At 41.8% G+C, this 24,580-nt stretch carries 24 protein-coding genes; 7 read left to right on the top strand and 17 right to left on the bottom strand.

Translation table 11 applies throughout. The annotated features are described in order from the left end of the window. Window positions 1–48 precede the first annotated feature (48 nt). From rbsB to A4G13_RS09895, 6 genes are all read right to left on the bottom strand, one after another. Window positions 49–927, bottom strand: a complete 879-nt coding sequence (gene rbsB / locus A4G13_RS09920) for a ribose ABC transporter substrate-binding protein RbsB (RefSeq protein ID WP_090654127.1) — start codon at window positions 925–927, stop codon at window positions 49–51. Window positions 928–989: 62 nt separating this feature from the next. Next, window positions 990–1,958, bottom strand: coding sequence for a ribose ABC transporter permease (rbsC, locus tag A4G13_RS09915; RefSeq protein WP_090654129.1), 969 nt, complete (start codon window positions 1,956–1,958; stop codon window positions 990–992). 14 nt (window positions 1,959–1,972) lie between these two features. After that, a complete protein-coding gene (rbsA, locus tag A4G13_RS09910; RefSeq protein ID WP_090654131.1) occupies window positions 1,973–3,469 on the bottom strand; it encodes a ribose ABC transporter ATP-binding protein RbsA in 1,497 nt (498 codons plus the stop codon). Window positions 3,470–3,481: 12 nt separating this feature from the next. Continuing rightward, entirely contained in the window at window positions 3,482–3,901 is a 420-nt protein-coding gene (gene rbsD / locus A4G13_RS09905) for a D-ribose pyranase (RefSeq protein WP_090654133.1), read from the bottom strand. 265 nt (window positions 3,902–4,166) lie between these two features. Continuing rightward, window positions 4,167–4,796 (bottom strand): two-component system response regulator NarL, encoded by a 630-nt coding sequence (gene narL, locus A4G13_RS09900; RefSeq protein ID WP_041639482.1) that lies wholly within the window; start codon window positions 4,794–4,796, stop codon window positions 4,167–4,169. Window positions 4,797–4,834: 38 nt separating this feature from the next. Further along, complete coding sequence (locus tag A4G13_RS09895) at window positions 4,835–7,339, bottom strand: class I adenylate cyclase (protein ID WP_090654136.1); 2,505 nt, start codon at window positions 7,337–7,339, stop codon at window positions 4,835–4,837. A 148-nt stretch (window positions 7,340–7,487) separates the two neighbouring features. Here A4G13_RS09895 and hemC point away from each other — a divergent pair, with 148 nt between their 5' ends. From hemC to A4G13_RS09875, 4 genes are read left to right on the top strand one after another with little or no spacing between them, the layout of a single operon-like run. After that, complete coding sequence (gene hemC, locus A4G13_RS09890; RefSeq protein WP_090654139.1) at window positions 7,488–8,420, top strand: hydroxymethylbilane synthase; 933 nt, start codon at window positions 7,488–7,490, stop codon at window positions 8,418–8,420. Between the two features lie 3 nt (window positions 8,421–8,423). Then, on the top strand, window positions 8,424–9,173 hold the full coding sequence (locus A4G13_RS09885) for a uroporphyrinogen-III synthase (protein WP_090654141.1): 750 nt from the start codon (window positions 8,424–8,426) through the stop codon (window positions 9,171–9,173). Between the two features lie 17 nt (window positions 9,174–9,190). Continuing rightward, entirely contained in the window at window positions 9,191–10,462 is a 1,272-nt protein-coding gene (locus A4G13_RS09880; protein ID WP_090654143.1) for a uroporphyrinogen-III C-methyltransferase, read from the top strand. Between the two features lie 11 nt (window positions 10,463–10,473). Continuing rightward, complete coding sequence (locus tag A4G13_RS09875) at window positions 10,474–11,787, top strand: heme biosynthesis protein HemY (RefSeq protein ID WP_090654145.1); 1,314 nt, start codon at window positions 10,474–10,476, stop codon at window positions 11,785–11,787. Window positions 11,788–11,897: 110 nt separating this feature from the next. Here the strand turns inward: A4G13_RS09875 and hslU are convergent, their stop codons facing one another. From hslU to dapA, 6 genes are all read right to left on the bottom strand, one after another. Further along, on the bottom strand, window positions 11,898–13,223 hold the full coding sequence (hslU, locus tag A4G13_RS09870) for an HslU--HslV peptidase ATPase subunit (protein ID WP_176752346.1): 1,326 nt from the start codon (window positions 13,221–13,223) through the stop codon (window positions 11,898–11,900). 95 nt (window positions 13,224–13,318) lie between these two features. Then, window positions 13,319–13,840, bottom strand: a complete 522-nt coding sequence (gene hslV, locus A4G13_RS09865) for an ATP-dependent protease subunit HslV (protein WP_011199453.1) — start codon at window positions 13,838–13,840, stop codon at window positions 13,319–13,321. Between the two features lie 113 nt (window positions 13,841–13,953). Further along, window positions 13,954–14,328 carry a hypothetical protein gene (locus A4G13_RS09860; RefSeq protein WP_011199451.1) on the bottom strand — a complete coding sequence of 125 codons (375 nt, stop codon included), beginning with the start codon at window positions 14,326–14,328 and terminating at the stop codon, window positions 13,954–13,956. Between the two features lie 167 nt (window positions 14,329–14,495). Continuing rightward, on the bottom strand, window positions 14,496–15,506 hold the full coding sequence (gene bamC / locus A4G13_RS09855) for an outer membrane protein assembly factor BamC (RefSeq protein WP_090654147.1): 1,011 nt from the start codon (window positions 15,504–15,506) through the stop codon (window positions 14,496–14,498). 69 nt (window positions 15,507–15,575) lie between these two features. Further along, window positions 15,576–16,019: a GNAT family N-acetyltransferase gene (locus A4G13_RS09850; RefSeq protein WP_041639480.1), complete on the bottom strand. Its 444-nt coding sequence runs from the start codon at window positions 16,017–16,019 to the stop codon at window positions 15,576–15,578. 63 nt (window positions 16,020–16,082) lie between these two features. Further along, entirely contained in the window at window positions 16,083–16,979 is an 897-nt protein-coding gene (gene dapA, locus A4G13_RS09845) for a 4-hydroxy-tetrahydrodipicolinate synthase (protein WP_090654149.1), read from the bottom strand. Window positions 16,980–17,108: 129 nt separating this feature from the next. Between dapA and bcp the strand changes: the two genes are divergently transcribed. Beyond that, window positions 17,109–17,579 (top strand): thioredoxin-dependent thiol peroxidase, encoded by a 471-nt coding sequence (bcp, locus tag A4G13_RS09840; protein WP_090654151.1) that lies wholly within the window; start codon window positions 17,109–17,111, stop codon window positions 17,577–17,579. A 59-nt stretch (window positions 17,580–17,638) separates the two neighbouring features. On the opposite strand, the gene typA is transcribed toward bcp, so the two are convergent. Then, window positions 17,639–19,489 carry a translational GTPase TypA gene (typA, locus tag A4G13_RS09835; RefSeq protein ID WP_041639479.1) on the bottom strand — a complete coding sequence of 617 codons (1,851 nt, stop codon included), beginning with the start codon at window positions 19,487–19,489 and terminating at the stop codon, window positions 17,639–17,641. Between the two features lie 497 nt (window positions 19,490–19,986). On the opposite strand from typA, the gene glnA reads away from it, so the two are divergent. Next, window positions 19,987–21,414 carry a type I glutamate--ammonia ligase gene (gene glnA / locus A4G13_RS09830; RefSeq protein ID WP_090654153.1) on the top strand — a complete coding sequence of 476 codons (1,428 nt, stop codon included), beginning with the start codon at window positions 19,987–19,989 and terminating at the stop codon, window positions 21,412–21,414. A gap of 112 nt (window positions 21,415–21,526) precedes the next feature. On the opposite strand, the gene ruvX is transcribed toward glnA, so the two are convergent. The 4 genes from ruvX to A4G13_RS09810 all read right to left on the bottom strand — a co-directional run bounded on the left by ruvX (window position 21,527) and on the right by A4G13_RS09810 (window position 23,735). Further along, window positions 21,527–21,943, bottom strand: coding sequence for a Holliday junction resolvase RuvX (ruvX, locus tag A4G13_RS09825; RefSeq protein WP_090654154.1), 417 nt, complete (start codon window positions 21,941–21,943; stop codon window positions 21,527–21,529). Beyond that, on the bottom strand, window positions 21,943–22,500 hold the full coding sequence (locus A4G13_RS09820; protein ID WP_090654156.1) for a YqgE/AlgH family protein: 558 nt from the start codon (window positions 22,498–22,500) through the stop codon (window positions 21,943–21,945). The genes ruvX and A4G13_RS09820 overlap by 1 nt, the downstream gene beginning before the upstream one ends. A 191-nt stretch (window positions 22,501–22,691) precedes the next feature. After that, window positions 22,692–23,096 (bottom strand): DUF2251 domain-containing protein, encoded by a 405-nt coding sequence (locus A4G13_RS09815; protein ID WP_011199441.1) that lies wholly within the window; start codon window positions 23,094–23,096, stop codon window positions 22,692–22,694. A 9-nt stretch (window positions 23,097–23,105) separates the two neighbouring features. After that, window positions 23,106–23,735: an NUDIX hydrolase N-terminal domain-containing protein gene (locus A4G13_RS09810; RefSeq protein ID WP_090654158.1), complete on the bottom strand. Its 630-nt coding sequence runs from the start codon at window positions 23,733–23,735 to the stop codon at window positions 23,106–23,108. Between the two features lie 114 nt (window positions 23,736–23,849). On the opposite strand from A4G13_RS09810, the gene A4G13_RS09805 reads away from it, so the two are divergent. Continuing rightward, window positions 23,850–24,467 carry a glutathione S-transferase gene (locus tag A4G13_RS09805; RefSeq protein WP_090654160.1) on the top strand — a complete coding sequence of 206 codons (618 nt, stop codon included), beginning with the start codon at window positions 23,850–23,852 and terminating at the stop codon, window positions 24,465–24,467. Window positions 24,468–24,580 lie beyond the last annotated feature (113 nt).

The raw sequence follows: 24,580 nt of genomic DNA, 5'->3' as shown, positions 1-24,580 counted from the left end.
TTTATAAAGGACGCATAAACAGCGTCCGTTATTATAAAAAAGAATGGCTTATTCGGTTACCACTTTTAGCGGAACCGGAATACTTGCTTCCACTTTTTCACCTTTTAAAATTTTATCGGCGGTTTCCACCCCAAGACTACCGATTAATTCAGGTTGTTGTGCAACCGTTGCCGCAAGTTTACCGCTTTTCACTGCTTTAACGCCGTCATCTGTACCGTCAAAACCGACGACTAACACTTTTTTATTTGCTGCGCTGATTGCACGTAACGCACCTAATGCCATTTCATCATTTTGTGCAAAAATCGCTTGCACCGCACCTTTGCTTGTCAATAAGTTTTCAGTTACGTTCAATCCTTTAGTGCGATCAAAGTCAGCCGGCTGACTCGCCAATACGTCAAATTTATGGGTTTCAATGGCTTGTTTAAAACCTTCGCCGCGTTCGCGCGCCGCCGAAGTACCAGCTAATCCTTCCAATTGAATAACTTTTGCACCTTCGCCTAATTTTTGGGCGATGAAATCACCCGCCATTTTACCGCCGGCTACGTTATCAGAGGCGATATGGCTAACAACTTTACCTTTGGCGGCGCCGCGGTCTAAAGTAATAACCGGAATGTTATTACGGTTGGCGATAGCAACGGCATTGCTCACCGCTTCACTATCAGTCGGATTGATCAGCAATACTTTTGCACCGCGAACCGTTAAATCTTCTACATTAGAAAGTTCTTTTGCCGGGTCGTTTTGTGAGTCTAATATCACTAATTTGTAACCCAATTCATTCGCTTTCTTTTGGGCGCCGTCTTTTAAAGAAACAAAGAACGGATTATCTAAGGTAGATACGGTTAACGCGATAGTATCCTGTGCTATTGCCGCACTGCTGAAAAGTGCTGTCAGTGCAAGAGTTGAAGCTAATTTTTTAAATGTTTTCATAGGGTTTCTCCTAGTTGTTTAAATTGATTTGATAGGTATATCACTATACCCAAAATAATTAACTACGCTTTTTTACTACCTAAATAGTTATCTGCAAGAACAGCAACAAGGATAACTAACGCTTTAGCAATCATCTGATAGTAAGATGAAATATCTAATAAATTTAATGCGTTATTTAAGAAGCCGATAATTAACGCACCAATTAGAGTTCCCATAACGCGACCTTTACCGCCCATTAAGCTGGTTCCGCCCACAACAACCGCAGCAATTGCATCCAATTCATAAGAAACACCGGCGGTAGGTTGTGCGGAAGAAAGGCGAGAAGTCACAATTAAGCCTGCAAGTGCGGATAAAAAACCGCTTACCGCAAAAACAAAGATTTTAATTTTATTAACGTTAATACCTGAAAGTTGAGTCGCCGACTCATTGCCGCCCAAGGCATAAATATAACGCCCGATACGCATGTGCTTAAGTACATACCAAGCCACGGCAAACACAATTGCCATTAACCAAATCGGTACTGGAATACCAAATAAATAACCGGTACCTAAATAGGCAAAACTATCCGCCGCATCGGAAAAGCCCGTGCCGATTGGGCGACCATCGGTGTAAACCATAGTAACGCCGCGTAATAAAGTCATAGTAACCAGTGTGGCGATAAAGGCCTGAACTTTACCTTTGGCTACGATAACACCACTGATCCCGCCAAGTAACGTACCTAACAATAAGGTAACCGGAATCACTAATAACATGGAAAGTTCCGAACCGACCATAGTTGCGGCTACCGCACCTGTTAGTGCCAAAACGGAACCGACGGAAAGATCAATACCCGCAATTAAAATCACAAAGGTCATTCCTACTGCAATAATGGCGTTTACCGAAGTTTGGCGCAAAATATTCAGAATATTATCAATGGTAAAAAAATCCGGATTGATAAAGGATACAATAGCAATCAAAATCAGTAATGCCACGATAGAACGTTGTTCTAACAGAAATTTCCCCAATTGGAATTGATTATTTTTCGTTGTCATAAAATTTTCCTTTTTTACACCGCACTTTTGCCGATAGCTGCAGCTAATAATTTTTCTTGAGTCGCTTCATCTCGTGAAAATTCCGCACTGATTTTACCTTCGTGCATCACTAAAATACGGTCGGACATTCCCAACACTTCCGGCATTTCCGATGAAACCAAAATAATACTTAACCCGTCTTGTTTAAATTTATTAATTAACTGATAAATTTCTTTTTTTGCCCCGACATCCACACCACGGGTCGGTTCGTCTAAAATCAAGACGTTCGGACGAGTCATTAAACCTTTGGCAATAGCAACTTTTTGTTGATTTCCGCCCGAAAGCAAACCTATTTGCTGATCGCGGCTCGGTGTTTTGATATTAAACATTAAAATAAAATCGTCCACCGCAAGCTGTTCGGAATCATGGCGAATACTGCCTGCTCGGGAGAAATGATCCAATGCGGTAAGCGACATATTTTCTTTTACCGACATACCTAGAATCAGCCCGTCGCCTTTACGATCTTCGGAAATATACACAATACCGTTATCCAAACCGTCTTGTGGACAATGATTACCAATAAGTTTACCGTTGAGTTTTACCTCGCCTTTTTCCATTGGTAACGCACCGTAAAGCACTTTCATTAATTCCGTACGCCCCGCCCCCATTAAACCGGAAACGCCGAGGATTTCACCGCTATGTAATTTGAAACTGACATCATGCACACCGCTGCCGGATAATCCGTTAACTTCAAGGCGAACATCACCTTTCTGGATTTCAATATGCGGATATTGTTCTTCCAGCTTACGTCCCACCATCATCTCAATTAACGTATCTTCCGTTAATTGGGCGACTTCTCGTTCGCCGATAAACTGTCCGTCACGCAATACGGTCACATCGTCACAAATCTCAAAAATTTCTTTAATCCGGTGAGAAATATAAACGATACCCCGTTGTTCGGCTTTTAATTCGCGGATAACCTTAAAAAGTGCCTCGGTTTCCGTATCGGTCAAGGCATCGGTCGGTTCGTCCATAATGATGACTTTAGATTCAAAACTTAATGCTTTGGCAATTTCCACCATTTGCTGCTCGCCGATAGAAAGTTTCGAACAAAGCTGATGGCTGTCGTGGGAAACATTTAATCGCACAAGTAATTTATCCGCTTCCGCATAAGTTTTTTTCCAGTCAATAGCACCAAAAGCATTAGTAAACTCACGCCCTAAAAAAATATTTTCCGCGATAGTCAAATTCCCCACTAAGTTTAATTCTTGGTGGATAATGCTAATACCCGCTTCCTGCGAATCTTTCGGTCCTTTAAAGGCTACCGCCTGACCGAGATACTCAATGGTTCCCGCATCTTTACTATAAATCCCTGTAAGTACTTTCATTAAGGTTGATTTACCAGCGCCGTTTTCACCCATTAACGCCATAGCCCGCCCAGCATAAACCGACAAACAAGCGTTACTTAACGCTTTAACTCCCGGAAAGGATTTATCAATGCCTTGAATATTTAATAAGGTTTGTTTTTGCATAAGAATTACCTATTAAAACGGCACGCCGGAATAAAGAATTACATTAGCATAAGGAGAACATTCACCCGTGCGAACAATGGCTTTATTTTCATGAGTGAGTTGTTTAAACCGTTCATGCAAAACATAATCCACTTGAATTTGATTACCTTGCTCCACTTCTAATGTTTTGAAATGTTCTAAAAGTGCGGTCAAAATTTGCGGATTTTTTTGTTTAACTTCTTCAGCGATAACTACGCGCTCAACAAACATTTCCTGCGTAATACAGTATAAAGTCTCCAGAAAACCGGGAGTACCTCTTGTAAGAGCTAAGTCCACGCGTTCGACACAATCAGGAATCGGTAACCCTGCATCACAAATACAAAGCCCGTCGGTATGACCCAATGTAGCGATGGAATAAGAAAGTTGAGCGTTTAAAATGGTTGTTTTTTTCATTTTATTTATCCCTTTTGACGTTTTATCTATCGAAACGTTTCGATGAAGAAGTCTAATCAAATTTATTAGGAATGGAAAATAACAAATTTTAAATTTGTGAACTGGATCAAAGAAAATTTTAATAATGAAATATTCAGATGAAACATTACTGCGGACACCATGTATGACGTCCGTTAAAATCATATGATGGTGTGCATAACATCAATATAATGCGAATAAAAAAACCGGCTGCGGATAAGCCGGTTTCAAAATTTAATTGTATTTATTATGAGCCTTTGTATTCAAGGTAAAGTACGGTGGCGGCGACACGCGAATGTACATTGAGTTTACGTAATAAATTACGGATATGTACTTTGACGGTTTCCTCCGAAATAAATAATTGCGCCGCAATTTGTTTATTGGAGAGCCCGGTTGCGATAAGTTGCAATACGTCCATTTCACGATCAGTAAGCGCATGGATCGGCTCGTGAGCCGGATGGCGTTCAACCAATAAATTTTTAATTGAATCACTTAAGATAATTTCACCTTGTGCAATTTGTTTAATTTGAGCGAGTAATGTGTCAGGTTCCGTATCTTTTAATAAATAACCGTCCGCGCCGGCATCAATCAAAGCATAAATATCCGCTTTCGAATCCGATACGGTCAGAATAACAATACGAGCGTCAACACCTTCCTGGCGCAGTACTTTTAATGTATCTAAACCGGACAAACCTTTCATATTTAAATCAAGAATAATTAAATCCGGTGAAGTTTTAATTGCAAGCTCGACGCCCTCATTACCACTACCGGCATCACCTACAACTTCAAACTGTTCTTCCAGTTCAATCAGTTGCTTGATACCGCGACGCATTAGCGGGTGATCATCGATAACAATTACTTTGGTTTTTTCACTCATATTTCTCACCTTGACGATTATAAAACAATATCCCCATGCTATACCATGCAAGAACCGCTGAACGGTAAAATAAGGATGCCTTTTTGTTGATGTTTTAATTGATAAAATTGCGGATAATTAAAATCACGCTTGATTATTTTATAGTGATTATCGTTTTGATCCGAGCCCGATAAATTATAAATTTGACTAATCTCACGAATTTTTTGTTCTTTACTGCCGTCACACTGACGGTAAATTTCAAGACGATTATTTTCGTCTAAAATATAAACATTAAAGGTTTCGTCTTCATTGTCTTCAAAAAAGAACTGTAAAAAACCCTCACTGGCAAAAGAGTCAATTTGGCGAGGATAATTAAGCAAATGTTTATAAGGTTGGTTTCTTTTTACCTTCACTTGTTTTTGTTCGGCAATAACCTGCGAGATAAATGCAGGTTCGGTTTGCGGCTGATGTAAGGTCGCGTCATGTTCCTCAAAAAATAATTTCCAGTTTTTACCGGTCATCCGCGGAACGCTACTCATCGGCAACTGAGTCGTACCAAGCTGAATACTGATACATTTGTTTAATAGCCCGACGACTAACTCGGAAATTTCTTCCTGATAATATTGATTATAACAAAACACATTCACCGATTCCGGCACACCCGAGCCGCGATGTATTTTATTGGATAACACTTTCAATGCGGAAAGCATGGCTTTATCGCCTTCGTAATGTAATGTCTTAATTTCATTCCATTTATTACGATACAGCAAATCTACACTGCCAATCAGACTTTCGTTTTCGCCGTCTAAACTAAACAAATCGCTTTGTTGAATTTCCGTACGGTTAATATCCGAATAGGGAGTCGGATCCTTAGTTAAATTAATCATTACCGCAAGACTTCGAATCTCGCAAGGATGAGTTAATTCTTCATCGGTAGGCGGCGATACTTTGACGGGAAACGAAACTCGCAAATCCGTAATACACTGGTTAATTTTTTCAATATCCACATGAGTGCTGGAAATATGCACTTTGGTTTTGCTGGTGAGTAAACCGTTAAAATACGTCCATGCAATCAACTTGATTAATATAGGATTATACTCAATATAACGGTTTTGTGACGGATAAACCACCGACGGCATTTGATTGACTACATACCAGCCCGGTTTCACGCCGTGTTCTTCCGTCACTTCAATAAAAGTTAGATTTTTTTCCGACAAATCCAACGCCAATTGCGGATTCATTAACGTCACTTTGCCGGGCAGCACTTCAAACGCCGTATAGAGTTTACGGGTCAGAATACTGATATCCTGCGGTGCAATACTGGCGTTCACATTATGTTTACGGGCAAAATTGACCAAATTTCGATAACTTAGCATCAGCACGCGAATCAGTTTGTTATGAGTTTCCCGAACCGAACGAATTTTCCAGGTATGAATACGGTTTAAATGTTTAATAGTTTCCTCTGACCAGCCCCATTGTGCGGTCAGATTTTTCAGAATTTTAGCCCGCCAAGGCGCTAACGGGCGCTCACGTACGGTTTCCGTAACCTTGATATAAAAACAACGACGAATAAAATCCAACCGTTTTTCATCTTTTAATTTGGTTAAATATTCCGTTACCCGTTCAAGCATAGCTAAATAAGCGTCAAAAGATTGTTCTTTTATTACTTTTGAATTAAAAAGCTGTTGTTTGAATTGCACCGAAATTAATTTTGCATTCGGATATTCCCAGGAATAAGACTCCAGCAAGACGATTTTCAACACGGATTTATAAGGCGAGTCGATCCCTTTATAAAGCTGCCAAAGACTGGCGCCAAAATATTCGTTGGCGGAAAAGGCGCCTAATCCGCCGAAATCAATCCAGTCCGCACGGTTAATTTGTTTAGTTTGCTGCAAACGCTGTACTTCTTTTCCATAATCCGCTTCATTTTCAACATTAAGATGCAGCCAAAGTAAAGGTTTACCCGCCAAACGGATAGCGGAACGATAAAATTCGTCAAGCAATAGCATATGCTGCGCACTGCCGCAATTCTCAACGCTTAACGTATTCGAATAACGGTAATGGTTGAAATAAAATTCATCCATCAAAAACAAGGTAATATCCGTATTAAATTTCTTGGCCCAAATTTTTAACAATTGCGTTTTTTGTTGTAATTTATTAAGTGCATAGGGTGTTAAATCCGGACTGTGACAAACCCAGGTATCCAAATCCGATTTGGCGGTTTGCGAAATAGAAGCGATACTACCCATCACATAAACCCCGTAAATGGGCGTTTTTTCCTGTTGATGAGCATTAGATTCTTGCTCTAATCGAACAAAATCAAAGCCTGTAGGGAATTGTTGAGCCAGAAAATTTTTTTGATAATCCGATAATTTGAAATGTGCGACACCGGCAGGCGCATCTGTCACATAACCCGGCAATGCGGGGTGATTCAGATGTAATAATAATGCAATTAATTGAAAAACATGTTGGAAATCTGCGGTAGAGCCTTGCAAAACCCGTTCGACACGCAGCCGATGTAAATCGTCAACCTGTTTTTTAGCAAACTGGAGATCGTATTTCATGAAAGCCTAAAAAGAATAGCAACAATTCGCTACTCTATCACTGTCAATATATGAAAGCAAACAAGATCGTAATTCTCTCAAAGAGACTGACTTTTTCAACTAACGGTGATAGGATATAGCTATTTGTAATATGTAATAAAATTACTCTATGAATAATAAAAACCATTTAAAAATAGCAACCCGCCAAAGCCCATTGGCACTATGGCAGGCTAATTACGTAAAAGATCGTTTAACCGCTCTTTATCCCGATCTGCAAGTGGAATTAGTCACTATGGTCACAAAAGGCGACGTTATTCTCGACACGCCTTTAGCTAAAATCGGCGGCAAAGGGTTGTTCGTTAAAGAATTGGAACATGCTTTACTGAATCATGAAGCGGACATTGCCGTACATTCTATGAAAGACGTGCCGATGGAATTTCCGCAAGGGCTGGGCTTAAGCGTTATCTGTAAACGGGAAGATCCGCGCGATGCCTTTGTTTCCAATAAATACCGCAGTTTGGCGGAACTGCCGCAAGGTGCGATTGTAGGCACTTCCAGCTTGCGTCGCCAATGTCAATTAAAGAGCTTGCGTCCGGATTTGGATATTCGCTCATTACGCGGTAATGTGGGAACCCGTTTAAGCAAGTTAGATAACGGCGATTATGACGCAATTATTTTAGCTTCCGCCGGTTTAATTCGCTTAGGCATGGCGGAACGTATCGCTTCTTTTATCGAAACGGATGTTTCTTTGCCTGCGGCGGGACAAGGTGCGGTAGGAATTGAGTGTCGAGTGGATGACGAGCTGGTACAAAGTTTATTAGCGCCTCTGGCTCATCAGGAAACCACTATTTGCGTATTAGCCGAACGCGCTATGAATAACCGTTTACAAGGCGGTTGCCAAGTGCCAATCGGCGGATTTGCACAGGTAAAAAACGGCGAAGTATTTCTGCGCGCACTGGTAGGCGCAACCGACGGTTCCCAAATCATTCGTGCCGAAGGTAAAAGTGCGGTCGAAAATGCCGAAGTTTTAGGTGTACAAATTGCTGAAGATTTACTGCAGCAAGGTGCGGATAAAATTTTAAAATCGGTTTATCAGGATTAATTTATGGCAGTGTTAGTAACTCGTCCGGCTGAAAAAGGAATTCAACTCGTTGATATGTTAAATAAATCCGGTGTTGCCGCGTTGCATCTGCCGTTTTTTAACATTACCGCCGGGCGGGAATTAAACGATCTGCCCAATAAATTCAACCAGTTAAAACCGAATGATTATGTAGTTGCCGTATCGCAAAGTGCGGTGGATTTTGCCGCAGAAACCTTGCAAAATACGGGCTTTCATTGGCGTACGGATTTACAATACTTTACCGTCGGGCAGCAAACCGCATTACATTTTAGCAGTCTAAGCGAGCAACCCGTACATTATCCCTTCCTGTCCGAAAACAGCGAAGGAATGCTTGCTTTAGCGCAAATGCAAAATCTGAAAGGAAAAAACGTACTCCTGTTACGCGGCAATAGCGGGCGCGAATTATTCCCGCAACAGGTTCTGGCTCGTGGCGGCGACATTGATATATTAGAATGTTACCAGCGCCAACCTATTGATTACGATAATGTTGAACAAACCAGCATTTGCAAACGGGCCGGGATTCAAACTATTGTAGTAACAAGCGGTGAGCTGCTGAATACATTGATTCAATTTGTGCCGGAAAACGAATATGATTGGTTACGTAGTTGTCAGCTCGTTGTAGTCAGCACAAGAATTGAAAATATGGCGAGAAAATTCGGCTGGACGGATATTGTCGTATCGCCCAAAGCCGATAACAATACCTTATTGCAAACCATTTTAACGTTAACTTCTTAAAATAAAAGGTTATAAATATGACAGATAAGCAAACTGAAAATGTGGAAACCGTGGAAATTGTTGAAAACAAAGCAACAGACGCGATAAAAGCGGACAGTTCAGAAAAAAACTCAAAAAACAACCGCACTCCAGAGCCTGTCGTCGTTAAAAAAGGTGGCTCGGCATTGGGGCTGTTGGCAATCCTGATTGCATTAGGCGTGGGCGGTGCCGGCTATTATTTCGGTCAGCAACAAGTGCAGCAAATTCAGCAAAAACTGACCGCACTTCAATCCCAACAACCGGGAGCGACCGCCGAATCGCCTGATTTTGAGCAAACCAAAGAGCATATTCTTAAATTGGTTAACGAAAATAATCAAACCAATGCGGATAAAATTGCCGTTCTGCAACGTGAAATCACGGCAAAAGATCAGGCTTTATTAAGCCTGCAATCGCAAATCAATGCCGTCAGCAATTCGGTAAAAGCGGAACAGCCGAACGATTGGTTATTATCCGAAGCGGACTTTTTGTTAACCAATGCCTTGCGCAAACTTGTGGTCGATCATGATGTGGATACCAGTATTTCTCTCATTAAATTAGCCGACGAAGCGTTAGAAAAAGTCGCCACGCCTCAGGCTTCCGCCATCAGAAGCGCGTTAAATAACGATCTCAAACAACTGCTTGCCTTAAACAACGTTGACCAAAATGCGATTATGCAACGCCTTTCTCAATTAGCAAACAGCCTTGATGAATTAACCGTGCTGAATATAGACTTTGACGATCAGGAAAACAGCGCAGCGGTCACCGATTCCGTGGGCGATTGGCAGAATAATCTGAAAAAAAGTGCGGTCTCTTTTTTGAATCATTTTGTGCGAGTCACCCCGACCAATTCAAGCAAAAAAGAATTATTGGCGCCGAATCAGGATATTTATCTGCGTGAAAATATCCGTTTGCGTTTGCAAATTGCCATTTTAGCCGTACCGCGCCAGCAAAACGAATTGTACAAACAATCCCTTGAAGCGGTAAGTTCCTGGATCAGAAGTTATTTCGATACCAATTCCGATCTGGCTAAAAACTTCTTAAAAAATATTGACGAATTATCCGAACAATCTATTTATGTAGATGTGCCGGAACGCCTGGAAAGCTTAAACGCCTTAGATCAATTACTGAATAAACAAGTGCATGAAGTGAAAAAAGTCGAGCTTTCCGTAGATAAAGGCTTAACGGAAAATAACGAAACGGGCGCCGCACCGGAAACCGAACAAAATGTGCCGGCGACAAGCGAACCGGTGCCGGTAGAACCTCAACAATAAGGAAATAGATTATGTTTAAAGTTTTATTTCTGATGCTGGCATTATTAGCCGGTTTAGTAGCGGGTCCTTATCTCTCCGGCAAGCAGGGATACATATTAATCGCTACGGGTAATTATAATATTGAAATGTCGATTACCACCTTAATCATTCTGTTTATTGCCGCCATGGCGGTTGTTTATATACTGGAATGGGCAATCAGCCATTTCTTCAAATGGAGTAACGCCACTTATACGTTTTTCTCCAAACGTAAACGTAATAAAGCGCAACGCCAAACTCTTGAAGGTTTAATGCGGATGACGGAAGGGGATTATTCCAAAGCGGAAAAATTAATCGGTAAAAATGCTAAACATTCCGCGGAACCAATCCTGAATTTCATTAAAGCGGCGGAAGCGGCACAACAACGAGGCGATGAATTCAGCGCCAACCGTTACTTAATTGAAGCCACCGAATTGGCGGGTTCCGATAATTTATTGGTGGAATTGGCTCGTACCAAAATTTTATTACAACAAAATAAACTGCCGGCGGCTCGCAGCTCGGTAGATAGCGTATTGGAAATGGCGCCGCGCAATCCGGAAGTCTTAAAATTAGCCACTGAAATTTATTTGCGCTCAAAAGCCTATTCTACCTTGGATAATATTTTATCGACTGTAGAAAGTAGCGGTTTATATACACAGAAAGAATTTATTGATCTACAACGTAAAACCGAAGACGGTTTGCTTGATGAAATCATGAACGAAGAAGGTGCGGACGGTTTGCTTGCCTGGTGGGAAGATCAATCTCGCAAGCGTCGTAACGATTTCTATGTGAAGCTCGCATTAATCAGTCGTTTAATCGACTGTAACGATCATGATTCGGCTTATGAAATCAGTTTAGATGCGTTTAAAAAAGTTGATGAGAACAAAGACCTTGCCGGAAAATTCTTTAATCTAATGACAAAACTGCAAGCAACCGATAACAGTAAGTTAGTGAAATTGCTGGAAAAGCGTATGTCATCAACACCTGCGGAACATCAATGTTGCTTAAACCGCGCTTTAGGTTATTTATATGTGCGCAATAACGACTTCAACAAAGCCAGCGAATGCTTTAAACAAGTGGTTTCCGGTCAGGATAAATTAGATCCGAGCGATGCAACCATGGCGGCTTATGTGTTCGAACAGGTAAAAGACACGGAATCGGCAAAACGGGTTCGTGAAGAAGGATTAAAAGCGGCAATGGCGGTAAACCGCCTGTCAACTGAAGAAGTTATCGAAAAGCCGGCACTTGCTTTGGAACAAAAAGCCGATAACAAAGAAAGCAATAAAATCGCCAATTGGGCAAACCGATAAGTTAATCGTCCATAAAATAATGCCCGCATAAGCGGGCATTATTATTGGAGAAAAATTTTAAAAGTGCGGTAAAATTTGCTGAATTTTCACCGCACTTTTATCAATTCCGATTATAAAATAAAACGGCTTAAATCTTCATTTTCCACAACATCATTCAACGCGTCTGAAACGTATTTTTCATCGATCACCACTTTCTCACCGGCACGTTCGCTTGCATCAAATGAAATACCGTCCATTAAGCGTTCCAAAACAGTATGTAAACGACGGGCGCCGATATTTTCGGTTTTCTCATTCACTCGGAATGCCGACTCGGCAATTTTGCTGATACCGTCCTGAGTAAACTCAATATCAACCCCTTCCGTTTTCATCAATTCGCGATATTGCAAGGTTAACGATGCGTTAGGTTCCGTTAAAATACGTTCAAAATCTTCTTTTGTCAGTGATTTTAATTCAACGCGAATCGGCAAACGCCCTTGTAATTCAGGCAATAAATCCGACGGACGAGCTACTTGGAAAGCGCCTGAACAGATAAAAAGAATATGGTCGGTTTTCACCATGCCGTGTTTGGTATTAACGGTCGAACCTTCAATAATCGGCAATAAATCCCGTTGTACGCCTTCGCGGGAAACATCACCGCCGCTATGTTCGCCTTTTTTACAGATTTTATCTATCTCGTCAATGAACACAATGCCGTGCTGCTCTACCGCTTCAATGGCTTTTTGTTTCAATTCCTCAGGATTAACCAATTTTGCCGCTTCTTCATCCAGCATTACTTTTAACGCGTCTTTAATTTTCATTTTGCGCTTTTTGGTTTTATTCGGCGACATTCCTTCAAATAAAGATTGAAGTTGAGAAGTCATATCTTCCATACCCGGCGGCGTCATTATCTCAACGTTAACAGGCGTTGAAATATCAATCTCGATTTCCCGCTCATCCAACTGCCCCTCACGTAATTTTTTGCGGAATACCTGACGGGTTGAAGCGTTACCCGTTTCCTGCACATTACCCCATTGATCTTTTGCCGGCGGCAGCAACACGTCTAAAATGCGGTCTTCCGCCGCATCCTGCGCTTTCATGCGGTTTTTTTCCACCGCCTGCTGGCGTACCAGTTTCATTGAAATATCGGCAAGATCGCGGATAATCGAATCCACTTCTTTACCCACATATCCGACTTCGGTAAATTTTGTGGCTTCCACTTTAATAAAGGGTGCATTGGCTAATTTTGCCAAGCGACGGGCGATTTCCGTTTTACCGACCCCGGTCGGCCCAATCATTAAAATATTCTTAGGTGTGATTTCCTGACGCAGATCTTCCGGCAGCTGCATACGGCGCCAGCGATTACGTAAAGCAATTGCCACCGCACGTTTTGCTTCGTTTTGACCGATAATATGCGCATCCAATTCAGATACGATTTCACGAGGTGTCATTGACATAATGTATTCCTAATTCTCAAAATTTTTAAAATATTAACCGCACTTTTTAAAAAACTAAAACAAACCGCTCAACGCAACAGCAAGGAAGTTATTCGGTTTTAAACTTCTTCGATAACGTGATTATGATTAGTATAAATATCAATATCACCGGCAATAATTAAAGCTTGTTTTACAATTTCAGCGGCACTTAGTTCGTTATTTGTGCGCAATAATGCAAGGGCGGCCGATTTTGCAAAATTACCGCCGGAACCAATGGCTAACACGTCAAATTCGGGTTCAATCACATCACCGCTGCCGGATACAAGCAAAAATTCGCTTTCATTAGCGACAATCATCATTGCTTCCAAACGGCGTAACGAACGTTCGGTTCGCCATTCTTTCGCCAGCTCCACCGCCGCTTTGACTAAATGCCCTTGATGCAATTCCAATTTCTTTTCAAATAAATCGCGCAGAATAAAAGCGTCCGCCGTTGAGCCTGCAAAACCAGTGACCACTTTATCTTTATATAAACGACGTACTTTACGCACGGTTCCCTTTTCCACACAGTTTCCCAAGGTTGCTTGGCCGTCGCCGCCAATGGCGACTTTACCATTTTTACGTACACATACGATTGTAGTCATGTTATATCCTTTTTTATCGAAATTTGTTGGTTAGATTGGGGTTGTATCGGATTTTTCAAGTTTATAAAATAGAAAAATCCGCGACAAACCGCGGATTTTCTGTTATTTCCGAACTAATTTTTATCTAAATCAAGTTCGGCTTTATATTCAATACGATGATGATCTTTTAATTCGATTTCAATATCCATTTCCTGATCACCGCGTTTAAATTTTAAATCGGCATCATCATGCTCAATTTCACTTTCAACTAAACGAAATCCATGATATCTGGCATGGGAAATCGCTTTCTCCGCCAATACGGGAATACGATGTTCACGGGCGTCTAAACGAAATTCAACCTCAAATTCACCTTTGCCCTGGCGATCCGCTTTAATCACTTTTGCACCGCGCGGTTGATAAATTTCATCAGGCAGATGGGCCGCCATTGCACCGGTCGAAAATAATCCTAAAGCACCGATAAGCAAGCCTAATTTTAAATTCGTTTTCATAAATAATCCTTATATAAATAGTGCATGAAACGATTCATCATGCACTATTTTGATAAAAAATTCGCCGGAAAGTTCAAAGTGCGGTCAAAAAAGAGAAAATTTTTGCCAAAAAATACCCCATCGGATTACTCCCGACGGGGTGTTGTCTGATTATGATTCTGCAGAAACTATTTAGTCATCAGAACCTGCAGCGCTTTATACACGGCTTGGGCTTTATCGCCTTCTAATGCGGCTTTGTCTTCATCCATTAACACCACTGCGCTTTGATTGCCGTAAGCGCTTAACTGCATTGAATATTCGCCTTTCTCCAATTCGGGCTTATTCACGCCCAAACGCGCCCATTGGCTATCGTCTACCGGTTTGTATTTTAATACCCGATAACCGCGACCCGCCGTTTCCTCATCAATATCAAAGCCCAATTCAGGTAATACCTGACCGAGTTTTTCCCATGATTGGGCAAAACTTGACGTTAACCCTAATGCGGTTCGGTTATTACCGTCGGTAACAATTTCCGCTTGAATAGCGCCGTTTGATGTAGCGACCGGTGCCGTTTGTGCCATTTGCGTACGATAAGCATGATTTAAGTTACCCACAAAGTTGTTTAGGCGATCGGAAGTATAACGCTGTTTATCCGTCACGGAAGGGGTGAAAATAATCTCGTTACGTTTGGCCTCAAGCACGGTGACGGAAAGCGCGTTGGCTTCTTTATTACCAAGCTGCTCAATCAGATAACGCAATTTGACATCCCCCACTTCATCAACACGCCCGGTCGGCGCCCAATCGGTCAGTAATTTATTTTCCTGACGGGTAAACTCAATATTTTCTTCTTTTAATAAACGGGCGACCTGATCTAAGTTATAAACCGCGCTTTTCGCTGCCGGATACACAATTGAGGCGCGTTCGCCGTCGAATTGAGCCACCGAATTACCGATAATTGACATCGGCGTTGTCGGCGGACGAATATCCACTGCCGGCCCTTTGCTGATATTGGTTGTCGGCAGTTGATATTTATTATCCTGACCGACAATGGTAACTCCGCCTGTTGCTAATGGTGAAAAATTGATTTTTGATTCCGCATTTTTCTCATAGCTATCATTTGCTACCTGACGAGATTCATTGCTTGATGAGCAAGCGGTAACGGTCGCTAAAACTGCAACAGATAAGAGCCATTTTTTCATAAATCATCCTATTCTTATTAAAACTTTGTAAAAAGATACCGCACTTTGACAGCAAAGGCGGGGAAAAGTTTAACTTTCCCAATACATATCCAAATGCGGGATTTCATCTTCCAAATAAACATCTGAGGTGGCTTTAAAGCCTAACGACTGATAAAATCCTTGCAAATATTCCTGCGCCTGCACATAGATTTTATTCTCATGCCATTCATGAATAATAATATCTATCGCCTTACCCATCATTTTATGGGCAAGATGCCGCCCTCGGTATTTCTCATGAATAATCACCCGCCCGATAGCGGCATCCGCCACGGAAACGCCCTTAGGCAACAGCCTGCAATAGGCAACAATTTGATTGTCTTTGCTTAAAAACAAATGAGAGGCTAAAAGATCCTTATTATCCATATCCCGGTAAATACATTGTTGTTCAATAACAAACACATCGCTGCGCAATTGCAGAATTTGGTAAAGCTCAATATTGCTTAATTGATTAAAGGTTTTACACTGCCAATTCATGGGGTGAATTCTCATAAATAACAATCCCCCGGCAAGGGCCAGGGGATTAAAAGATAATTCGGATTAAATCAAGCCCGCTTGTTTTAATGCTTCAAGCACTTTCGGCTGCGCCGCTTCGCTCAATGTGGTTAACGGTAGACGCAATACGGGTTCTTTGATCAAACCTAATTTATAGGCCGCCCATTTTACCGGAATCGGATTACCTTCAATAAATAAATCATGATGTAATCCCATTAAGCGCTGATTAATCGCCTCCGCTTCATCAAAATTACCGGCAAGCGCCAATTCACACATTTTAGCCATATCCGCCGCTGCGAGGTTATTAGTTACGGAAATCACGCCCTGCCCGCCTAATTTAATGCTTTCTAATCCGGTAGCGTCATCGCCGCTCAGGAAAATAAAATCGTCGCCGGCTAATTCTTTAATTTGTTTTACACGACTCACATCACCCGTAGCTTCTTTAATCGCCACAATATTTTCAATTTTAGATAAACGACCCACGGTTTCAGGTTTCATATCGCTACCGGTACGTCCCGGTACGTTATAAAGAATTTGCGGAAGATCCGTACACTCGGCAATAGCTTTAAAATGTTGATACATCCCTTCTTGAGTCGGTTTATTATAGTAAGGCACAACAGACAAGCAACCGGCAACACCGCTGTTATTCAATAATTTCGTCATCGTAATGGCTTCGCTGGTTGCATTAGCGCCCGTACCCGCGATAACGGGAATACGGCCTGCCGCGAACTCAACGGTCTTTTGAATGGTTTTTACATTTTCATCAATACTTAAAGTAGCGGACTCCCCTGTTGTTCCCACCGAAACAATAGCATGAGTGCCGCTGGCAATATGGTATTCAACTAATTTTTTTAATTCGTCATAATTAACTTCGCCATGGCTATCCATAGGCGTAATAAGCGCAACGATACTACCGTAAAATAAAGGACGTGTTGATGACATAAAAACCTCTCTTGTCGTGTTTGAAGCTAAAATATTTTGATGTGTTGTTTAGGTTCGCCAAAATCGTTACACTTTGCAAGTGATTTTTTTAAATTTTGCAGTTGAAATCAAATTTCTAAGGAAAAAGTTATGAATACATTAAAAATCGGCGATTTTGCACCGCACTTTAGCCTGTCAAACCAACATAATGAAACCGTTTCACTGACGGACTTTCAAGGCAAAAAAGTGCTGGTTTATTTCTACCCGAAAGCCCTAACTCCGGGCTGCACAACCCAAGCCTGCGGACTGCGCGATGCCAAAGCGGAACTGGATAAATCAGGCGTCGTAATTCTAGGTATCAGCCCGGACTCACCGAAAAAACTCGCCCAATTTGCAGAAAAGAAAGAGTTAAACTTCACCTTATTATCCGACGAAAATCATCAAGTCGCCGAACAATTCGGCGTATGGGGCGAAAAGAAATTTATGGGGAAAATTTACGACGGCATCCACCGTATCAGCTTCTTAATTGATGAAAAAGGTGTTATTGAGCAGGTGTTTACTAAATTTAAAACCGGTGAACATCATCGGGTGGTGTTGGATTATTTAACACAAAATTCCTAAAAAAATAACCGCACTTTGAGCTGGCCCCAAAAGTGCGGTTATTTTATTAAAGTTTTGAATTAATGCGTGCTGGTACTGGTGGTGGTACGGTTGGCACGTTTGCGATCCATTTCCGTTAACAGTTTTTTACGGATACGGATGGATTGTGGGGTGACTTCCACCAATTCGTCGTCGTCAATAAATTCAATGGCCTGTTCCAGAGTTAACTTGATTGGCGTGGTTAACTGAATGGCGTCGTCTTTACCGGAGGCGCGCATATTGGTTAATTTTTTACCTTGCAGGCAGTTTACCGTTAAGTCGTTAGTCCGGCTGTGAATACCGATAATCTGACCTTCGTACACTTCCTGACCGTGTTCCGCCATTAATTTACCGCGTTCCTGTAAACCCCATAAAGCATAAGCCAGAGCTTTACCGGTAGCGTTAGAAATCAGTACGCCGTTTTTGCGCTGGCCGATTTCGCCCGGTTTGACATCATCGTAATGGCTGAAGCTTGAATAAAGCAAGCCGGTACCGGATGTCATGGTCATAAATTCGTTACGGAAACCGATTAAACCGCGACTTGGGATAACGTATTCCAAACGGGTACGGCCTTTGCCGTCCGGGCTCATGTCTTTCACTTCGCCCTTACGGATGCCTAAAGCTTCCATTACCGCGCCCTGATGTTGTTCTTCAATATCAATGGTGACTTGTTCGAAGGGTTCCTGTTTGTGACCGTTTTCTTCTTTATAGATAACTTTCGGGCGGGACACCGCTAATTCGTAACCTTCGCGACGCATATTTTCGATTAACACCGATAAATGCAATTCGCCGCGACCGGATACCCGGAATTCGTCCGGATTCGGTGTTTCTTCTACCCGTAAGGCTACGTTGTGAACCAATTCTTTATTTAAACGTTCGAGAATTTGCCGTGAAGTGACGAATTTCCCTTCCTGACCGCAGAACGGCGAGGTATTGACGCAGAAGAACATGGTAACCGTCGGTTCGTCCACGCTTAACGCAGGCAATGCTTCCACCGCGTTAATATCGCAAACGGTATCGGAAATATTCAATTCGCCTAATCCGGTAATAGCCACGATGTCGCCGGCTTGCGCCAGATCTTCTTCGTAACGTTGTAAACCCAGATGACCCAATACTTGACCTATTTTGCCGTTACGGGTTTTACCGAAACTGTCGATAATAGTGACGGACTGATTCGGTTTTACCGTGCCGCGTTTAATGCGACCAATACCGATTACGCCCACATAGTTGTTGTAGTCCAGTTGTGAAATCTGCATTTGGAACGGTGCGTTCAATTCCACTTGAGGCGGTTCTACGTGTTGTACGATGGCTTCGAATAACGGCGTCATATCTTCCGCCAGTTCTTCGTGTTCCAGACCCGCCACGCCGTTTAGGGCGGAGGCGTAAATAATAGGGAAATCTAACTGTTCGTCAGTGGCCCCAAGGTTTACGAATAAATCAAAAACCTGATCCACTACCCAGTCCGGACGTGCGCCCGGGCGGTCGACTTTGTTGATTACCACGATAGGTTTCAAACCGTGGGCAAAGGCTTTTTGAGTTACAAAACGGGTTTGCGGCATCGGGCCGTCAAAAGCGTCCACTACCAGTAATACGGAATCCACCATGGACAGTACCCGTTCCACTTCGCCGCCGAAGTCCGCGTGTCCCGGGGTATCTACGATATTAATGCGGTAGTCGTTCCAGTTAATGGCGGTATTTTTCGCTAAAATGGTAATACCGCGTTCTTTTTCCAGATCGTTCGAGTCCATCACACGCTCGTCGGAATCGCCGTTACGCGCTGTTTCTAATGTACCGGATTGTTGTAACAGTTTATCAACGAGGGTGGTTTTGCCGTGGTCAACGTGCGCAATAATTGCGATATTGCGCAATTTATGAATATCTAATTCTGCCATTTGAAATGTTCTTAATTGTTTAACGAATAATATAGGGCTTGCGGACGTTTCAAAAAGATTTGCGATATCGGTTATTTTTAGCGATAAGAAAAATATTTTTGGAACGCCGCAAGCTCTAAAATCTATCAAATTTTTCACCGCACTTTTCTACCTTTTGAGATACCGTCCGCGATGAAAGGTCGCAAATTATACAACTTTTTAATCCGATGAGCTATTAAATAATACGATTAGATCTTGTCGTAGCCCGATCTTGCTGACTTGTTATCTACTCGGATCACATAAAATCCATGGAAACTTGAAATAAAAAATAACATATTAAATAATTTTTTATATTTTATTTAAGATAATTTACATATAATTAGATTAATATTAATTATTTAAAACTTTCATTAAATTTTCTTTTATAAGCAATTGCATTTTTTGTGTAATATGCTATTTTTAGCCATTAAAATTAATAAATTTTAATTACTCTAAGTGCAAAATAACAGGAGCTGTTTATGGCAAACCCAAATGCAATTCAACGCGTTGCAAAATTAATTGAAGACAATGACGTAAAGTTTGTCCTTCTTCGTTTTACCGATATTAAAGGTAAAGAACACGGTGTTTCATTACCGGTTAATTTAGTAGCTGATGAATTAGAAGACTTTTTTGAAGAAGGTAAAATGTTCGATGGTTCCTCAGTTGAGGGTTGGAAAGCAATTAATAAAGCCGATATGCTTTTAATGCCAATGCCGGAAACCGCCGTAATTGATCCTTTCGCACAAATCACTACCCTTTCCATCCGCTGTAGCGTTTACGAACCAAACACCATGCAAAGCTATGACCGAGACCCTCGTTCAATCGCGACTCGTGCCGAAAACTATTTAAAATCAACCGGTATCGCAGACCAAGCATTATTCGGACCGGAGCCGGAATTCTTCTTATTTGACGATGTTCGTTTCAGTACGGAAATGAATAACGTTTCTTACAAAATCGACGATATTGAAGCGGCATGGAATACTAACCGTAAATTTGAAGACGGTAATAACGCTTATCGTCCGTTGAAAAAAGGCGGCTATTGCGCTGTCGCGCCAATTGATAATTCCCACGACATTCGTTCCGAAATGTGCTTAATTTTAGAAGAAATGGGATTAGTTATTGAAGCGCACCACCATGAAGTTGCCACCGCCGGTCAAAATGAAATTGCGTCAAAATTCAATACGTTAACCTTAAAAGCCGACGAAACGCAAATCTATAAATATGTGGTACAAAATGTTGCGTTAGAATACGGTAAAACCGCCTGCTTTATGGCAAAACCTTTTGCCGGCGATAACGGTTCGGGTATGCACTGTAATATGTCATTAAGCAAAGACGGTAAAAACGTATTCCAAGGCGATAAATATGCCGGTCTTTCCGAAACCGCGCTTTATTACATCGGCGGTATTATCAAACACGCTAAAGCGTTAAATGCGTTCACCAACCCGACCACTAACTCATATAAACGTTTAGTACCGGGATTTGAAGCGCCTGTATTATTAGCTTATTCGGCAAGTAACCGTTCGGCTTCCATCCGTATTCCTGCGGTAACCAGCCCGAAAGCAATCCGTGTTGAAGCGCGCTTCCCGGATCCATTGGCAAATCCGTATCTGGCTTTCGCCGCGTTATTAATGGCGGGTATCGACGGTATTATCAATAAAATCCATCCGGGCGATGCGATGGATAAAAACCTATACGACTTACCGCCGGAAGAATTAAAAGAAATTCCGGCAGTTTGTTCGTCTTTGGAAGAAGCTCTTGATTCTTTACAAGCCGACCATGAATTTTTAATCCAAGGCGGTGTATTCAGCAAAGACTTCATTGATGCCTTTGTTGCTATCAAACGTAAAGAAGTGGAACGCGTAAATATGACGCCGCATCCGGTAGAATTTGAAATGTATTATGCTTAATGCTCGACATTAAATAGATAAAAAGTGCGGTAAAATTTCACCGAATTTTACCGCACTTTTCTTTTTATATTATTAACCGTCATAGAAGACAAAATAAAACATCGGATCACGATTACGAATGTCGCTCAAACCAGCTTTCTAAAATTAACGCAGCGGAAATGCCGTCAACCTTGCTTTTATTTAAAGCTTTATAACCACCGCGCTGAAAAATTTCCGTACGGGCTTCCGTGGTAGTCAGCCGTTCATCCTGTAATTCCACTTTCACACCAAAACGCCCGTGAAGGCGGTTGGCAAATTTTCTTGCCCGCGATGTAAACTCCTGCTCCGTACCGTCCATATTTAAAGGCAAGCCGACTACTAATACATCGGGTTTCCATTCTTTCAGACATTTTTCAATGCTATCCCAATTCGGAATACCGTTCTGCGCTTTAAATGCGGGTAAAGCCTGGGCTGTGCCGGTAATACTTTGCCCCACCGCACAACCGATACTTTTAGTGCCGAAATCGAAAGCCAATGCACAGATACCCATTAACAATACCCTGCCTCCGCCACCAAATTAGCCGGTTGGAAACCCAATAATTGTTGTGCGGCCGTCCAACGTTCAGCCCAAGGTACATCGAATAAAATATGATTATTCGCCGGCACCACTAACCAATCGTTGTCAGCGATTTCTTTTTCCAATTGTCCGGATGTCCAGGTGGCGCAACCAAGGGCGACTAAATACTTTTCCGGTGCCTCAGGCGTACCGAAAGTTTCAATGACATCTTCCGAAGTGGTTAACTGTAGATTATCCGTTACCCGATAACTGTGCTCAAAAGTACGTTCTGTTGCCGTATGCAAAATAAACCCGCGATCCATACTCACAGGCCCGCCGGCGAACACATAGGTTTCGGGATAATGACGACCGTCCGCCATCATAAAATTTAATTTGGCCACAAGTTCCGCAATACTGAGATCGGTAACCTGATTCAATACCAATCCCATAGCGCCTTGCTCATTATGTTCGCAAATATAAATCACCGACTGGGAAAAATAGCTATCCTGTAAATTCGGCATTGCAATTAATAATTTATCCTGTAATTCCATCTTATTTATCTCATTTGAAAATGCCAATATTATGAATATATTTTGTCTTGTCATATTAAGGACGCCAAGCATGGCATCCTACTTTCAGTGCGATAAAATATATCGTGTATCGATTATATGCGGATACAAAACATGACTCCGTACATAAAAGTGCGGTTAGTTTTTGAAAAGTTTTTACTTACCGCTAAAAATTAAGGTGTCAACCATTCTTCCACAAGTTTATCAGTGATATTTTCATGTGACCACATACTACCTAATTCCGGTAACGGATATTTGCTGTGGTTATAACCGATTAAACGGGTAAAATCAAAGGCGGCATGGGGATAACCGTTTACCAGAAGAAAAGCTCTGTTTCCGTCTTCACTCCAACAAATTTGCACTTGGCGGGGTTCCTGTAAACTCTCGATACCGTTTACATTATAAACGGAAAGGCTATCGACAACCGGTTGCGCTTCTTGCGTGTTGATGGCGTAAAAATAGCCGGTTTCGCCGTCGTCTTCAAATACCACCGCAAGGTGATCCTGTTCGGTAGAATGCACGCCGAGGCGTTTTTCCTGACCAATAATGTGTCTGTCTTCTAAAACTAAATGTAGCATTTTTTATCCTTAGTCAAATTGCGTAACCCAATGCTTACTATGGTGCGCCTGAAAGCATAATTCAACCTGCGAGGGGGTATTTTTTTCTTCCGCCATCGGCGGCAATTCATCAAGCGCAAACCAGTCCGAAGCTATAGTTTCGCTATTCGGCCGAAATTCACCCTCAATCAATTCGCACATCACAAATGTTTTCAGCACCGCATAGGCAAAAGGCGGATAATTGCGCTTGTGTTGATCATGAATGGCGATAATAAATTGCGTATTGATATCAAGCCCCGCCTCTTCCCGGGTTTCTTTTACGGTATTGGAATCAATGCTTTCCAATACGTCGCACCAACCGCCGGGCAAAGACCAAAGCCCGTCGGATTCCTGCACTAACAGAATTTTATCGTCTTTAAAAATTGCCGCCCGCGTATCTACTTTCGGCGTCTGATAACCTTGTTCGTTGCAAAATAAATTTTTTACCTTATCTTGTGGAATCGCCGTTTTATAGCTCAACATCGCCGCCGCGATATCGCGCAGCTGTTCATAACGTTCGATATCATACACATTTTGGCAATAAGCCAGCCCGTTTTGCGCAATTGCCTGAATTTGTATCGCCCAAGTGAGCCAGGGTTCGTTTAATAATTTATCTGTCATTTGAAATCTATACATTTTACAAAAATATACTAGGTTCACATTGTAGCATATAAATAAAGGTTGTATTTTATATGATATATATACACGAAATTTATTTATTACAGAAAGGTTAATATGAAACTTTGGTATTCAACAACAAGTCCGTTTGCGCGTAAGGTGTTGGTGACCTTAAAACATCAACAGCTTGAAGATAAAACCGATTTATTACGTATTACATCGTCTTTCGATCCCGATTCCCCTCATAACCAGGTAAATCCGCTCGGGCGGATACCGGCTTTACAACGTAATTGCGGTAATTGGCTTTTCGGTAGTTTATTAATTTGTGAATATCTCGATCAAAAAGGCGCCTGCCCTAAGCTGATTCCTGAGAGCGGTAAACCGCGCTGGGCAGTACTGGCGTTACATAATTTAGTTGACGGTATTATGGAAAACACTATGCCGATGGTAGCGGAAAAAATGTTACGTCCGGAAAATGAATGGTGGACAAGTCGTCATCAACAATTAATGGATCGCAATGTTCGGAGTTTTACCCAGCTTGAACAAGCGCTTGTCCCCTTCGGTACCGAGTTAAACATTGGCACTATAACTGCTGTTTGCCTGATCGATTGGTGGATTTTCCGTGCGGATAAGATAGGCTATGATTTGGCCGCTCATTTCCCTCATTTGGTAACCTGGGCGGAGGACATGAATAATAAATATGCGATTTTAGCCGCTACAAAACCCGGAATCTAATTACATAAACCGAATATCAAGCATTCCTCACTAAAAGAAAATAACACAAAAAAACACCGCACTTTTATCTTTCAACAAAAGTGCGGTGTAAATTTTACGAGTTTTTAATCAAC

It is taken from the genome of Basfia succiniciproducens (assembly GCF_011455875.1).
Lineage (GTDB): Bacteria > Pseudomonadota > Gammaproteobacteria > Enterobacterales > Pasteurellaceae > Basfia > Basfia succiniciproducens.
This window is presented reverse-complemented; position numbering and strand designations above follow the sequence as displayed.

Coding starts and splice junctions, on each gene's coding strand:
- rbsB (WP_090654127.1), bottom strand. CDS start 927: ATGAAAACATTTAAAAAATTAGCTTCAACTCTTGCACTGACAGCACTT.
- A4G13_RS09875 (WP_090654145.1), top strand. CDS start 10,474: ATGTTTAAAGTTTTATTTCTGATGCTGGCATTATTAGCCGGTTTAGTA.
- rbsA (WP_090654131.1), bottom strand. CDS start 3,469: ATGCAAAAACAAACCTTATTAAATATTCAAGGCATTGATAAATCCTTT.
- A4G13_RS09815 (WP_011199441.1), bottom strand. CDS start 23,096: ATGCTACATTTAGTTTTAGAAGACAGACACATTATTGGTCAGGAAAAA.
- rbsC (WP_090654129.1), bottom strand. CDS start 1,958: ATGACAACGAAAAATAATCAATTCCAATTGGGGAAATTTCTGTTAGAA.
- glnA (WP_090654153.1), top strand. CDS start 19,987: ATGGCAAACCCAAATGCAATTCAACGCGTTGCAAAATTAATTGAAGAC.
- hslV (WP_011199453.1), bottom strand. CDS start 13,840: ATGACTACAATCGTATGTGTACGTAAAAATGGTAAAGTCGCCATTGGC.
- typA (WP_041639479.1), bottom strand. CDS start 19,489: ATGGCAGAATTAGATATTCATAAATTGCGCAATATCGCAATTATTGCG.
- dapA (WP_090654149.1), bottom strand. CDS start 16,979: ATGTCATCAACACGTCCTTTATTTTACGGTAGTATCGTTGCGCTTATT.
- bamC (WP_090654147.1), bottom strand. CDS start 15,506: ATGAAAAAATGGCTCTTATCTGTTGCAGTTTTAGCGACCGTTACCGCT.
- ruvX (WP_090654154.1), bottom strand. CDS start 21,943: ATGGGTATCTGTGCATTGGCTTTCGATTTCGGCACTAAAAGTATCGGT.
- A4G13_RS09850 (WP_041639480.1), bottom strand. CDS start 16,019: ATGAATTGGCAGTGTAAAACCTTTAATCAATTAAGCAATATTGAGCTT.
- narL (WP_041639482.1), bottom strand. CDS start 4,796: ATGAGTGAAAAAACCAAAGTAATTGTTATCGATGATCACCCGCTAATG.
- A4G13_RS09860 (WP_011199451.1), bottom strand. CDS start 14,328: ATGAAAACGAATTTAAAATTAGGCTTGCTTATCGGTGCTTTAGGATTA.
- A4G13_RS09820 (WP_090654156.1), bottom strand. CDS start 22,500: ATGGAATTACAGGATAAATTATTAATTGCAATGCCGAATTTACAGGAT.
- rbsD (WP_090654133.1), bottom strand. CDS start 3,901: ATGAAAAAAACAACCATTTTAAACGCTCAACTTTCTTATTCCATCGCT.
- A4G13_RS09810 (WP_090654158.1), bottom strand. CDS start 23,735: ATGACAGATAAATTATTAAACGAACCCTGGCTCACTTGGGCGATACAA.
- A4G13_RS09880 (WP_090654143.1), top strand. CDS start 9,191: ATGACAGATAAGCAAACTGAAAATGTGGAAACCGTGGAAATTGTTGAA.
- A4G13_RS09895 (WP_090654136.1), bottom strand. CDS start 7,339: ATGAAATACGATCTCCAGTTTGCTAAAAAACAGGTTGACGATTTACAT.
- A4G13_RS09885 (WP_090654141.1), top strand. CDS start 8,424: ATGGCAGTGTTAGTAACTCGTCCGGCTGAAAAAGGAATTCAACTCGTT.
- A4G13_RS09805 (WP_090654160.1), top strand. CDS start 23,850: ATGAAACTTTGGTATTCAACAACAAGTCCGTTTGCGCGTAAGGTGTTG.
- bcp (WP_090654151.1), top strand. CDS start 17,109: ATGAATACATTAAAAATCGGCGATTTTGCACCGCACTTTAGCCTGTCA.
- hemC (WP_090654139.1), top strand. CDS start 7,488: ATGAATAATAAAAACCATTTAAAAATAGCAACCCGCCAAAGCCCATTG.